This window comes from Bradyrhizobium sp. SHOUNA76, assembly GCF_023006445.1.
Taxonomy (GTDB): Bacteria; Pseudomonadota; Alphaproteobacteria; order Rhizobiales; family Xanthobacteraceae; genus Bradyrhizobium.
Genome location: NZ_JALBHA010000162.1, coordinates 1 through 11888, shown reverse-complemented (window position 1 = coordinate 11888; position 11888 = coordinate 1). Strand labels below are relative to the sequence as shown.

The 11888-nt window shown below is 65.3% G+C and carries 18 protein-coding genes and 1 pseudogene; 9 read left to right on the top strand and 10 right to left on the bottom strand.

Annotated elements, in window-relative coordinates; genetic code table 11:
* Window positions 1-628: 628 nt before the first annotated feature.
* Window positions 629-886 (bottom strand): DUF2798 domain-containing protein, encoded by a 258-nt coding sequence (locus MOV74_RS18335; protein ID WP_246925233.1) that lies wholly within the window; start codon window positions 884-886, stop codon window positions 629-631.
* A gap of 331 nt (window positions 887-1217) precedes the next feature.
* Here MOV74_RS18335 and MOV74_RS18330 point away from each other — a divergent pair, with 331 nt between their 5' ends.
* Both MOV74_RS18330 and MOV74_RS18325 read left to right on the top strand, forming a co-directional pair.
* Window positions 1218-1418: a hypothetical protein gene (locus MOV74_RS18330; RefSeq protein WP_246925231.1), complete on the top strand. Its 201-nt coding sequence runs from the start codon at window positions 1218-1220 to the stop codon at window positions 1416-1418.
* A gap of 116 nt (window positions 1419-1534) precedes the next feature.
* Window positions 1535-1768 carry a DUF6894 family protein gene (locus tag MOV74_RS18325; RefSeq protein ID WP_246925229.1) on the top strand — a complete coding sequence of 78 codons (234 nt, stop codon included), beginning with the start codon at window positions 1535-1537 and terminating at the stop codon, window positions 1766-1768.
* Window positions 1769-1792: 24 nt separating this feature from the next.
* Here the strand turns inward: MOV74_RS18325 and MOV74_RS18320 are convergent, their stop codons facing one another.
* Window positions 1793-2047 (bottom strand): hypothetical protein, encoded by a 255-nt coding sequence (locus tag MOV74_RS18320; protein WP_246925227.1) that lies wholly within the window; start codon window positions 2045-2047, stop codon window positions 1793-1795.
* A 109-nt stretch (window positions 2048-2156) separates the two neighbouring features.
* Entirely contained in the window at window positions 2157-2453 is a 297-nt protein-coding gene (locus tag MOV74_RS18315) for a hypothetical protein (protein ID WP_246925225.1), read from the bottom strand.
* Window positions 2454-2826: 373 nt separating this feature from the next.
* Here MOV74_RS18315 and MOV74_RS18310 point away from each other — a divergent pair, with 373 nt between their 5' ends.
* Window positions 2827-3291 carry a PaaI family thioesterase gene (locus MOV74_RS18310; RefSeq protein ID WP_246925221.1) on the top strand — a complete coding sequence of 155 codons (465 nt, stop codon included), beginning with the start codon at window positions 2827-2829 and terminating at the stop codon, window positions 3289-3291.
* A gap of 121 nt (window positions 3292-3412) precedes the next feature.
* Here the strand turns inward: MOV74_RS18310 and MOV74_RS18305 are convergent, their stop codons facing one another.
* Window positions 3413-3706, bottom strand: coding sequence for an HdeA family protein (locus MOV74_RS18305; RefSeq protein WP_162307619.1), 294 nt, complete (start codon window positions 3704-3706; stop codon window positions 3413-3415).
* 407 nt (window positions 3707-4113) lie between these two features.
* Window positions 4114-4338 carry a hypothetical protein gene (locus MOV74_RS18300; RefSeq protein WP_246925216.1) on the bottom strand — a complete coding sequence of 75 codons (225 nt, stop codon included), beginning with the start codon at window positions 4336-4338 and terminating at the stop codon, window positions 4114-4116.
* A 154-nt stretch (window positions 4339-4492) separates the two neighbouring features.
* Here MOV74_RS18300 and MOV74_RS18295 point away from each other — a divergent pair, with 154 nt between their 5' ends.
* Window positions 4493-4897, top strand: coding sequence for a hypothetical protein (locus MOV74_RS18295; RefSeq protein ID WP_246925214.1), 405 nt, complete (start codon window positions 4493-4495; stop codon window positions 4895-4897).
* Between the two features lie 107 nt (window positions 4898-5004).
* Window positions 5005-5337 (top strand): hypothetical protein, encoded by a 333-nt coding sequence (locus tag MOV74_RS18290; protein ID WP_246925212.1) that lies wholly within the window; start codon window positions 5005-5007, stop codon window positions 5335-5337.
* A gap of 76 nt (window positions 5338-5413) precedes the next feature.
* On the opposite strand, the gene MOV74_RS18285 is transcribed toward MOV74_RS18290, so the two are convergent.
* From MOV74_RS18285 to MOV74_RS18275, 3 genes are read right to left on the bottom strand one after another with little or no spacing between them, the layout of a single operon-like run.
* Window positions 5414-5770 carry a carboxymuconolactone decarboxylase family protein gene (locus MOV74_RS18285; protein ID WP_246925210.1) on the bottom strand — a complete coding sequence of 119 codons (357 nt, stop codon included), beginning with the start codon at window positions 5768-5770 and terminating at the stop codon, window positions 5414-5416.
* Window positions 5771-5791: 21 nt separating this feature from the next.
* Window positions 5792-6259 carry a DUF6691 family protein gene (locus MOV74_RS18280; protein ID WP_246925208.1) on the bottom strand — a complete coding sequence of 156 codons (468 nt, stop codon included), beginning with the start codon at window positions 6257-6259 and terminating at the stop codon, window positions 5792-5794.
* A gap of 5 nt (window positions 6260-6264) precedes the next feature.
* Window positions 6265-6693 carry a YeeE/YedE family protein gene (locus MOV74_RS18275; protein ID WP_246925206.1) on the bottom strand — a complete coding sequence of 143 codons (429 nt, stop codon included), beginning with the start codon at window positions 6691-6693 and terminating at the stop codon, window positions 6265-6267.
* A 62-nt stretch (window positions 6694-6755) separates the two neighbouring features.
* Here MOV74_RS18275 and MOV74_RS18270 point away from each other — a divergent pair.
* The 3 genes and pseudogenes from MOV74_RS18270 to MOV74_RS18260 all read left to right on the top strand — a co-directional run.
* Window positions 6756-6914: pseudogene (locus MOV74_RS18270) on the top strand (ArsR/SmtB family transcription factor); the annotation flags it as partial.
* Between the two features lie 31 nt (window positions 6915-6945).
* Entirely contained in the window at window positions 6946-8397 is a 1452-nt protein-coding gene (ccoG, locus tag MOV74_RS18265) for a cytochrome c oxidase accessory protein CcoG (protein WP_246925204.1), read from the top strand.
* 140 nt (window positions 8398-8537) lie between these two features.
* Window positions 8538-9707, top strand: a complete 1170-nt coding sequence (locus tag MOV74_RS18260) for a GNAT family N-acetyltransferase (RefSeq protein ID WP_246925202.1) — start codon at window positions 8538-8540, stop codon at window positions 9705-9707.
* Between the two features lie 7 nt (window positions 9708-9714).
* Here MOV74_RS18260 and MOV74_RS18255 read toward each other — a convergent pair whose 3' ends face one another.
* A complete protein-coding gene (locus MOV74_RS18255; protein WP_246925199.1) occupies window positions 9715-10380 on the bottom strand; it encodes a DsbA family oxidoreductase in 666 nt (221 codons plus the stop codon).
* A gap of 178 nt (window positions 10381-10558) precedes the next feature.
* Between MOV74_RS18255 and MOV74_RS18250 the strand changes: the two genes are divergently transcribed.
* A complete protein-coding gene (locus tag MOV74_RS18250) occupies window positions 10559-11359 on the top strand; it encodes a thioesterase family protein (RefSeq protein ID WP_246925196.1) in 801 nt (266 codons plus the stop codon).
* Here the strand turns inward: MOV74_RS18250 and MOV74_RS18245 are convergent.
* Window positions 11347-11888 (bottom strand): transcriptional regulator (locus MOV74_RS18245; protein WP_246925193.1); only part of this gene is annotated, 542 nt, incomplete at its 5' end. The two genes, MOV74_RS18250 and MOV74_RS18245, sit on opposite strands and share 13 nt — an antisense overlap.

Below are 11888 nucleotides of genomic sequence, written 5' to 3'. Positions count from 1 at the left end.
TCCGGCGGACGGCGCCCCCGCCGACCGCGCGCGGAGTTGGCCGCTAGCGATCGCCCGGTCCCCGCAAGGGACGGCATCGTTGGGATAACGCGCATCGCCCGCGCTCAACGGTATCTAAACACTACCTTCAAACCACTGAGCGAACAACGCAATTTCCATGCAGCCTACTGTGCATGGGGTTGTTTTCCAGTTTTGCGAATGGCGCCAAGCAGTGCCCTCGATCAGCGCCGGGCAAAGCTGCCGTCTCGCGCCTGTCCTACAGCAGCGCCAGCAGCACGAGGCCGATCACCAGCACCACGAAGCCAGCCGCTGTCGCGGCGGCGAAAGACCGCTCTACGTTATCCATGATGCCACCCCGTTGCCGGCGTGCCACGTTTCCCCCATGGCTGCGCCGAACGGTTTGGAATCTTGCCGACGGGTGTGTCCGCAGTTGTGCGAACGGATGTCGAAATTGGGACGGGTGCGGGGCCAGTCTGCGGCCTCAGCATCGAGCCCGGAAATCTGTCTGCCGCCTGTCAGGCTGCCGTAAGCGGAGCCCGCTAGGATGATGTGGCTATGGTGTTGCAGCCCAGCACCTCAGCCTCCAATAACTCTCTGCCCCGCTTGGCTCTCCCCAGGCGGGGTTTTTTCATGCCTGGCTGCCGGCGCGCGGTTCCCGCTCCTCCTGCGTCAGGCGCATCGCGAAGGCGCGGATCGCGGGCGCCGCCAACAGCACGATCGGCAGCATCGCGGACCAGGCGATCAGCCACGACACCATCCAGTGCCCAGCGAAGATCATCGCACTGTCCGCGGGATAGCTGGCGATCCCCGCCGCGATCAGCGAGGTCAGTCCGGACTGGATGATTCCGAAGACGAAGTGACTGTAGCGGCGGGGAATGCCGAGCATGACGGGCCCATGTTGCTTGCCGTCACACGCCAAGCAAAGCACATGCCGCAGCATGGAATCGGTCCCTGGCCGGGTCCCCCACGGGCGGGTCTCGGTACCTGAACGCACCGGGACGTAAGCTCAGGAACTCTGTTCATGGTCGGAGAACCACGGGGATCCGACAGTCTCGCTGACGGACCGGAGTCTTAAACACGGCTTCACTTGTTTCGGGGCGCGCGCTTTCGAGAGATCCTTGAACTATCCGGGGCTTACCGACAGATTTAGCTTGTCTCGGGAATATCAAGACGACCAGCATGTTTGCAATCATGGACGTGAATCGTGGGAGGTCGCCATGAATCACAGGGGCATCGAGTTCACCGTCGCCAAGACGGCGATTCCCGGAATCTGGCAATGGCAGTTCCGGATCGGCGAGCAGATCAAGACCGGCCGGACCGAGACGAAAATCGATCTGCTCGCGATCCGGCGCGTGCAGCTGCGCATCGATCGGGAGCTGAAGCGATCGGCCGAAAGGCCGCCAGAAGCGGCGGGATGAAATCCGCGGCATCATCCGTAGCCGCCCGGAATTGATCTGACGCTGGTTTGGGATTGGAGTGCGCGCGCCCATGGCCTTGGGGACGAGGCCATCACGCGCGCGATTCGGTGCCAGCCATGCCGCTCTATTTCTTTCGAATCCGGAACGGCCATTATTCCGGCTGCGCCGACCAGGCGACGGAATTTGCCGATCGCGATTCGGCCTGGAAAGAGATGACCAGTGTCTGCGCCGACATGACCGCCGGCCTTGCGCGCAAGCTCCAGGAAAATTCCGAATGGCACATGGAGCTGCTGGACGAGGCCAAGGAGCCCGTGTTCCGGATCCGCATCGTTGCCGAAACCCTCGGCTAGCAAGGCCTCCGGACCAGGCCGGCTTCAGTCCGCGCTGGGCAGCCGCCGCATGGTGAATTCGATGTCGCCGCCGGGCAGTTCGCGCCAGGTCTCGACCGCGCTCATATAGCCGGCCTTGGGGTAGCGGGCGAAGAAGGCCTGCGCCCGTTCCCGCGCCGCCGCACGCGGCAGCGTGAAGGTCTCGCGCAGGTAGCCGTCGCCGACCGTTTGGCCGGGCTTGCCGGCCGGCTTGCGCCGGCGCGCCATCCGCTCGGCAAGATCCCGCGGACGATCGGCCATGCCCTGCTCTCCTCTACGCGCTACGCTCGGAGTCAATGTAGGGCGCGGGCCGGATGAAGAGGAGTCCTGTTCGAAGGGCGTCCTTGCCGCCCCCGGAACGGAGCCGCGGTCAGTTGGCAGCCGTGCCGCTCTTGCTCTTCTTCGGCGCGCTGGTTGCGGCCGATGCCTTCGGCGCCGCCGACTGTTTCGGGGGATCGGAGCGCATGCCGCCCCAGGGATCGTTGGACGCCTTGGTGTCCGGAATCTTCTTCAGCGTTTCCTTGTAGGCCTTGTCACGCTCGGCTTCGGCGGCCCTCTCCTCCGGGGTCTTGCTCGGGGCATCCTGCAGCAAATTGAGTTGGGGCATTTGCGCGTAGGCAGGTCCCGCCACCACCGCCAGCACCGCGGCCAAACGGAAAAGCTTCATCGTCCACTCCTTGATCATCCATGAGGCACGGATCGCCCGCGCCTCGTCATCCTTGTCGCCGCCGGTCGTGGCCGCCGGGGCCGTTCGGGCCCGTTAGAGCCGATCCGATCGGCACGATTTGGGGGCATGCAGCCAATCGTCCCAGATCGGACCGCATTTGGTGCAGCCGCTCAGCGCCAGGCCGAGCGCGACCATAGAGAAGACGAGGACACACCGACGCAACATCATCCACCCCTACCCAAGCCAGGCATCATATCGGCCCAAGTCAGGCATTTTCAAGCCGACGGGACCGGTGCGAGACCGGGTGACTTTGCCGCGCCGATGCGCGCACAATGGGACGAAACATCAGGCAATACAGGAGAGTGCGACAGCAATGCAAATGCAGCCAGACGCCGAATTCGGCCTCTCCGACGCCAGACGCATCCTCGGCGAGGTTTTTGCGCCCTGGATCCAGGATCTCAACCTCGCGGTCGAGCGCGTCGAGCACGCGCAGCCGGCGGATGTGCCGGACTGGCAGCCAGGCGCGCTCCTGCGCATGCCGTTTTCGGGGCGGCTGTGCCGGAACGGCGGCGTGGTCTGCGGCCAGGCCCTGATGGCGCTCGCCGACACTGCGATGGTGATCGCGATCCTCGCTGCCAATCGCGGCTATCGCCCCATGACCACGGTCGACCAGACCACGCATTTCATGCGCGCGGTGTCCTCCTCGGACGTGCTGGCGGACGCACGCGTGGTGCGGCTCGGGCGTACCATGAGCTTTGGCCGCGTCACGCTGCTCTCGGCTGCCGACAGCAAGCCGGTGGCGATGGTGTCGAGCGCGTTCGCAATGCTGCCGGGCTGAGCATCAACTCAAAAGACGAGAACCGCGCGAGCGCAAAGCGCACCGCGGCTCTCCATCGCGTTTGCATCGAAGCGAGAGGCCGAAGCGCGATTGCAGTTGCGCTTCGGTCGCACGATTCAAATCACTTGCCGAGCACTTCGTCTGCCGCGGTGACGATGCTGGCGGTCGGATTCTTTCCGCAATAGGCACCGAATTTCTTGGCGTTCTCGATGAACACGTCGGTGTCGATGATCGCGTTGTCCTCGTCGCCCTTGTACCAGCCGTCCATCCAGGTCAGCACGACCTGGATATTGTCTTCGCCGCTCTCGAGGAACTGCTTGCAGCTCATGGTCGAGAGGTCCCACTTGACGGCGTGGGCGGGCATCGACGACAGCGAGAACGCGGCGGCGAGCAGAAGCGAAAGCGTGGTCTTCATCGGAATCTCCATCGGCGCGTAACGCCATAAAAGAAGGGCTTGTGAGTAAAGTCGGCGGGAAGTGACTGGCCGCTCCAGCGTCGCAATCGAAGTCTGAAGCGCTGTGCAAGTAGCGCCAGTATTGAGGAGTGACAAGCGCGTCGGCCTCGCCTTCGTGCAATAATGCGCACGATGTGAACGAGCGTTCGCATCGCATCCACAGCACGGTTATGATTGCGTGATGCGACGACGGCGCTGCCCTGCAAGCGCGCGATCGCGGGCACCTCGTCCTCGATCCCGTGAGTGACGCCGCCTCAGATGTCACGATCAGCGGGATGCTGATTGATCACGGCCCCTCGGATCGTAGCGCCACCTCCGCGCACCCGTGCGGGCGCGCAACCCCGTTGAAGCGCCAGAGCCCGCCTACCCTATTTCGGCTTCTTGGCGGGTTCGCTGGGGCGGGCTCCGCCCCAGGGGTCGTACTTGTCCTTGGGTTCGGGGATACGCTCGAGCGCGGCCTTGTAGGCCTTCTCGTCGACCTTGGGCTTGTTGTCCGCCGGCTTGGCGGGGTCAGTGGCTGGCCGCCGGCTCTGCGCCTGCGCCGAGGCGGCCGTCAATGCCAGCACGGCGGCCGCTATGACCAAGATCCTCATTGGTGGCAATCCCCTTCGTCTGGGGTACAAACTTAGCCTGCAATTCCGGAATATGAAATGCCGCGCGTTCCAGGACTTCAGCAAATCTTGATCGCCGGGGACTTCGCCGGATCGCATTGCTACCTATCTGTTGGCCCGCAGGGGACCTTCACGGATGTTGCGGACTATTGCTCATGCGGCGCTGCTCGCCGGCGCGCTCGCGCTCGGTGCCTGCGGCGTTGCCGACAGCCGCGCGCCGGTGCCGGAGTTCATGCGTATGAAGGAAGCCGAGCAGCCGCCGCCCGAAGCGCCTCCCGACGTCAAGCGCTTGGTCCGCGAGCAGATCGATGTCGTCTTCCTGACCACCTCCTATCCGCGCGAGGTGCACGTCGCCCCGCCCCATCGTGAGGTGCGCGGACCGGGCTGGACCTCCTGCGTGCGCGCGCAGCTCACCTCCGCGACCGGCACTTCGCTCGGTCCCCAGACCTACATCGTAACGATAACAGGGGGAAAGGTTGTCGACCGCCGGCGTGCGGAAGCCGACGACATCTGCGGGACGGAGACTTACGAGCCGATCTAGGAACCGCCCAAAAGACGGGCAGTTCCGGGAAAAACCAGCATCGCGGCGGGAACGATCACCGCCTCCCCTTCTTGTTACCGCCGAGGGCAGTTTCGGAGGAGGACAGGATGAAGACATTCACGATTGCGCTGTTGGCGGGCGTCGGTGCTTTGGCAGCCGCGTCGAGTGCGAAGGCGTCCGATATTTACACGAGCAGCGAGTACACCAATCCGGATCTGGTCCAGCAGGTACGGCTTGTCTGCGACGACGCCGGCCGCTGCTATCGCACCCACGGCGGTTCGCGCGTGATCGTGCGCGATTCCTATAATTCCATGCCGCGCGAGCGCTATTACGAGCGCCGGTCGTATCATCGCGACTGGGATGACGGCCCGCGCGCCGGCGTCGGCATTCGCGCGCCCGGCGTCAGCGTCGGCGTGGGTGTCGGCGACGACCGCTGGTAATGACCGCGAGGTAAGGCAAAGGACCGGACGACGATCGTCGCCCGGTCCTTTTCGCGTCAGACACCGACGGCGCCCCTCAGCCGGAAGCGGCTTGCTGCTGGAACTGCTCGTACGCCCCGATCGCATCGGCCGCGTACATCAGCGACGGCCCGCCGCCCATATACACGGCCATGCCGAGCGTCTCCTCGATCTCTTCGCGCGTCGCACCGAGCTTGACGAGCGCCTCGGCGTGAAAGCCGATGCAGCCATCGCAATGCGCGGCCACGCCAAGCGCCAGCGCGATCAGTTCCTTGGTCTTCTTGTCCAGCGCGCCGTCGCGCGTGGCAGCCTGAGCGAGTGCGGAAAATCCCTTCATCGTATCGGGGATGTCGTTCCGCAGCTTGCGCATGTTGGCGGAGATTTGCCTGACGATTTCAGGATAGTTCTTGTCCATGATTTTGACTCTGCAGTGACTTCAGGTTTCGAGCGGATCGGCCGGCGCGACGAAGCGCATCAGCGACGGCCGGTCGGCGACAAAGCGAGCGAGCACCATGCCGGCACACATCGCCGCGACGAAGATGAAGCCGGAAGAAGACCCGAACCCGAGCGCGGTCAGCGCCGGCCCCGGACAGAAGCCCGCCAATCCCCAGCCGATCCCGAAGATCGCAGGACCCGCGACGATTCTGAAATCGATGTCTCTTCGCGTGGGGAGATAGAATCGTTCGGCGAAGATCGGACGCGCGCGCCTCAGGACGCGGCCAAAGCCGATGAAGGTCACGGCCACCGCACCGGCCATCACGAAGGCAAGGCTCGCATCCCATGTCCCGGCCGGAATGCCGCCGATGTCGAGGAAGTTCAGAACCTTCGCCGGGTCGGACATGCCGGAGACGATGAGACCGAGACCAAAGATCAGGCCGATCACGAATTGAATGAGAATGGCCATCGGCGTCAGCTCCAGTGCCGCATCACGAAGACGGTCGCTATACCGGCTGCCATGAAGACGACGGTCGCAACCAATGAGCGCGGCGAGAGTCGCGACAGGCCGCAGACGCCATGGCCGGAAGTGCAGCCGCTGCCCCACACCGAGCCGAAACCGGTGAGCAGTCCGCCGACAACCAGGATCGCCGTTCCCGCCTCGATCGTCTGCGGCGGCAGGCTTCCCGTGGCGAGCCGCACCAGCACGGGTGCGGCGACAAGACCGGCGACGAAGGCCAGCCGGCCGGCGAATTCGCCGTCCTCGTAGGGCGGAAACAGCCGTGCCGCGATGCCGCTGACGCCGGCGACGCGTCCCTTCGCCCACATCAGCAGGACTGCGGACAGGCCGATCAGCGCGCCGCCCATAAGCGAAGCCATTGGCGTGAAAGACGTCGCAACCATTCGACCCTCCGGACTAGCGCGCCCCTCGCGGGCAGCGAATAGCATTATATCAGCTGTCGCGCCTTTCCTCGGCGGCGCTATCGCAGCATCTCGGCAAGATGCGCGCATTGAGCCTGGTCAAATCCAGACGGGACGGCCAGACGATATACTACAGCGTCGCGAGCGGAGAGTTCCGCACGGTGCTGGAGACGCTGTACCGCCTCTTCCGCACCCCCGGATAGGGCCCTTGCCGCTCCGGACGCCAGGAGCGCCATGACCGACGATACCTTCATCGAAGGACCTCTCTACGAGAAGCGGAAGAAGGTCTATCCGCAGTCGGTCCAGGGCCCGTTCCGCCGCATCAAATGGGCAATCCTCTGCCTCACGCTGGGGACCTATTATCTGTTGCCGTTCGTGCGCTGGAATCGCGGACCCGGCCTGCCCGACCAGGCCGCGCTGATCGATCTGCCGCATCGCCGCTTCTATTTCTTCTTCATCGAGCTGTGGCCGCAGGAGGTCTACTATTTCACAGGCCTCCTCATCATTGCGGCCATGGCGCTGTTCCTGATGAACGCGGTCGCGGGCCGGCTGTGGTGCGGCTACATGTGCCCGCAGACGGTGTGGACCGACCTGTTCTACGCCGTCGAGCGCTGGGTCGAAGGCGACCGGCGCGAGCGCATGCGGGGCGACAAGCATTGCTGGACGTTCGGTCACATCCGAAAGGTCGCGCTGAAGCACTCTCTCTGGATCATGATCGCCTGGTGGACCGGCGGCGCCTGGGTGCTGTATTTCGACGACGCACCGACGCTGATGAAAGAGCTCGCAACCTTCCAGGCCCCGTTCATCGCCTATCTCTGGATCGGCATCCTGACCGCGACGACCTATGTCTTTGCCGGGCACGCCCGCGAGCAGATGTGCATCTACATGTGCCCGTGGCCGCGCATCCAGGCGGCCCTGACCGACGAATGGGCGCTCAACGTCACCTATCGCCGCGACCGCGGCGAGCCGCGCATGTCGGTGAAGAAGGCGGATGCCGCCCGGGCGCAAGGCGATTTCGCCGGCGATTGCGTCGACTGCCACCAATGCATCAATGTCTGCCCGACCGGCGTCGACATCCGTCACGGCATCCAGCTCGGCTGCATCCAGTGCGGCCTGTGCATCGACGCCTGCGACAACGTCATGCGCGAGATCGGCCGGCCCAAGGGACTGATCGGCTACGACACCGACATCAACATGCAGCGCCGGCGCGACGGCAAGCCGCCGATCTACCGCATCGTCCGCCCGCGCACGCTGATCTATGCCGCGACCATCACCATCGTGGGCAGCATCATGCTCTACACTCTCGCTACGCGCGCGACGATGGACGTCAACGTGCTGCACGAGCGCAATCCCCTCTTCGTCCAGCTCTCGGATGGCGGCGTGCGCAACGACTACACCGTGCGCATTCTCAACAAGGGCGCGCAACGATCGTTTGCGCTCGAGGTCTCCGGACTGCCCGGCGCGACCATTCGCGTCGCCGGCATCGAGGCCGGCTCGGACGGCAAGCCGATCGTTGAGGTTGGGCAGGACCAGACCCGCGAAGTCAGGCTGTCGGTGCAGGTCGGTCCTGGCGACCTGCCGAGGACCTCGCGCGACGTCGATATCGCCATCACGGATACGGCCAGCGGCGGACGGGCAAGCGCGCGGGATCATTTCGTGCCCGGCGACAAGCAGAGTCAGCATTGAGCATCCGGCGCCGCATGCTCAACGAGACGTTAATATTACCGCTCGAATTGAAGCGGCGTGCCAACGGTATTTTCCATTCTTTGCGCTAAGGATGACCTGCGTAACACGGGCTCAGCCCGCGTGATTGGGGACGACGGGACGTGGTCGACATCGCGCAACAGGCGGCGATCAATCCGGCATCGGCAAAGGATGCCGGAGTCGCGCGCGCGGGCGTCCCGCTCACGACGATCGACCCCGGCCAATGGCGCGCGCTCGCGCAGCGCGCGGTCGAGCCGAACGGATATTACCTCCCGGCCTGGGAGCTCGCCGTCAGCGCAACCGCGCGCGGCCGAACCGAAGCCTCGGCCTTACCCGCATTCGACGGTTCTTCGACGCGGCTGATCGGGCTGATGCCGGTGATCTCGCTGTGGCGCGCCTGGAAGATACCCCTGCCCGCGCTGGTGAGCGCGCATCCCTACGGCACGCTGTGCAGTCCGCCGATCGACCGCGACGCGCCGATCGAGGCAGCCGCATCTCTGTTGCAGAGGGCGCGCGAAGCCGGCGCGCATGCGCTCGTGCTGAATGACGTCGCGCTCAACGGTGCTGCGATGAATGCACTCAGCCAGGTCCTGAGCCGCGACGGCCTGAAGCCGCGCGTGCTTTCCTCCTACGTCCGCGCCAGCCTCGATGCGACGCAGGACAGCGAAACGCTGCTGCGCGACGCGCTCGGCACCAAGAAGCTCAAGGAGCTGCGCCGCCTGCGCCATCGCCTCGAAGAGCACGGCCCTGTTACGTTCGACGTGGCACGCCGGCCTGACGAGATCGCGTCCGCGCTCGAAACATTCTTGCAGCTCGAGGCCAGCGGCTGGAAAGGCCAGCGCGGCACCGCACTGGTCCAGCATGCGGGTGATGCGACCTTCATTCGCCGCGCCGTCCCGGCGCTGGCTGAGACCGCGCAGTGCGAGATCATCACGCTTCGCGCCGGCGCGACGCCGATTGCCGCCGGCATCGTGCTGCGCCATCAGGATCGCGCTTTCTTCTTCAAGCTCGGCATCGACGAGCGCTTTGCAAGATATTCGCCGGGCGTGCAGCTCACGCTCGACCTCACCCGCCATCTCTGCGCCGATCCCGCCATCGCCAGCGCGGATTCCACTGCGGGCGCCGACCACCCCATGATCAACCCGATCTGGCGCGGACGCTTCGCAATTGGTGACGTGCTGATCCCGCTGCGCCGGCACGATCCGGTCGTCGCGCTCATTTACGGAGCGCTGGTCGGCGTCAACGCGGCGCATGAGGCTGCGCGCCGCATGGTTCGCCGGCTCCGCAAATAAGCGAAAGCTACTCCGCCGCCTGCGCGTTGATCTCCTCCGAGACCTGGCGGATGGCGCGGGCGAGCAGGTTCGGATCCTGCGCGCCGGAGACGGCGTATTTCTGCGCGAACACATAGGTCGGCACGCCGGAGATGCCCTTCTCAGCGGCTTCCTGCGCGTCGGCCGAAACGCGCGCGACGTCCTCGTCGGTGGCAAGGCGCTTGCGCACGTCCTCGGCATCGAGGCCGATGTCGGCGGCCGCCTGTACCAGCACGCTCACATCGGTGAGATCGCCGCCGTCGCGGAAATACAGCTCCATCAGGCGCTGCTTCATCTCGGGCGCCTTGCCGATCGCTTCCGCCCACAGGATGAGGCGATGGCAGTCGGTCGTGTTGGGCTGACGGGCGACCAGCTCGGGCTTGTAGAGAAGGCCCTCTTCGCTTGCGGCCGCAACGACGCGCCCGGCGATGCCCTTATAGGCCTCCACCGAACCGAACTTCTGGGTGAGATAGGCCTCGCGGCTGATGCCCTCGCGTGGCACCCAGGGATTGAGGAAGAACGGGCGGAAATTGAGCTTGACCGGAACGTCCGGAACGAGCGCGAGCGCGCTCTCGATCCGGTGCTTGCCGATATAGCACCAGGGGCACACCACGTCGGAGACGACGTCGATCTGGAGCGGTTTGAGCGTGCTCATGTCAGGCGCCTCCTTCGGGCAATACGGGTTCGCCGCAAGATAAGCCGAACCGGAGACGGCGCAAGGCACCGGACCTGCATGGCTCACGACTTCACCTCTGCGGTTATTGTGACAGGTCCGGCCCGCCGGGATACTCGCGGCCACGATCAAGCCCAGGGATCAAGAAGGGAAGACCGCAATGAGCGCCATTTTTAGGCCGGAAGGCCATCAATTCCGGGCCACGGAGCATGCCGGCGGTCCGTGGTCGCCGGACATGTTGCAGGGAAGCGCCACCACCGCCCTCATGACCCGCGAGGTCGAGCGTCTCGCCGCAGAATCCGGCTTCGCCGTGCGGCGCCTGACCTTCGATCTGTGGCGACCGGCGGGCCTGCGCGCCTTCAGGACCGTCAGCGAATTGCTGCGCGATGGCCGCAAGGCCAAGACCTTGCAGGTGCGGCTGATGGACGGCGAGACGGAGATCGGCCGTTGCACGGCACTGCTGACGGCGCCGAGCGCAGAATCGCCCGTCGATCCCTTTGCGAGGCCCGCGGCGGTCGACAAGGCGCCCGAGGCGGGTGCTCCACCGCCGGCTTTCGCGCAGAAATGGAGCCGCTATTTCCAGAACGTCTCGGTGCGGCTGATCGAGGGCGCGCTGGAAAAACCAGGCCCTGCGGCGGCCTGGATGCGGCTCGATGCGGCCCTGGTCGAGGGCGAGCCGAACACGCCGCTGTTGCAAGCGGTGCAAGCCGCGGACTTTTCCAGCGGCGTCGCGCAGATCGTCGACATGCGCGACTGGACCTTTATCAACCCGGAGATCAGCCTCTATTTCTTTCGGCCGCCGGAGGGCGAATGGATCCTGATCCGCGCCACGACGCGCGTCGGCGCCAATGGCGCGGGCCTCACCACGGCGACACTGAGCGACCGCAAGGGACCGTTCGCGGAGGTGATGCAGGCGATGAGCTTCGAGCGGCGCGAGCCCGTGCAGGCTCAGGCGTCCTGAGCCGCGAGCGCGATCAGCGCGGCCTCGGATGCGGCATCAACAGGCATGAACATCTCGACGCGAAGCTCCTGCAGCGTCACGTCCTGCGGCGTGCCGAGCGTCAGCACCGCACCGATCAGGCCGATGCCGACGTCGCCCTTGCGCAGACGCACCTCGCAGAGCGGTCCCGGCACGGCGCTGTCCTCGATCCCAAGTGCGGGAAGCTCCGGCAGCCGCATCAATTCGCGCCAGGTCGATTGCAAGGCCTCATCGAGCGGCGCAGCCATCGCTTCATGGCGCGCACGCGACAGCAGAGCAGCCGCGACGGCGGGCCAGTTCTCGATGAACGGCTTGAGCTCGTTGGGCGCGAGGAACATGCGCATGTGATTGAGCGGCCGCTGCATGCGCTCAGGGCCGAGCAGCATGGTCATCAGGCGCGAGGCGGCGCGATTGGCCTGCTTCACATTCCAGCGCCGGTCGGTCACGATCGCTGGGAACGGCTCGTGCCGTCGCAGCAGAAGATCGATGGCGCGCCGCGCATCGGCAAGCT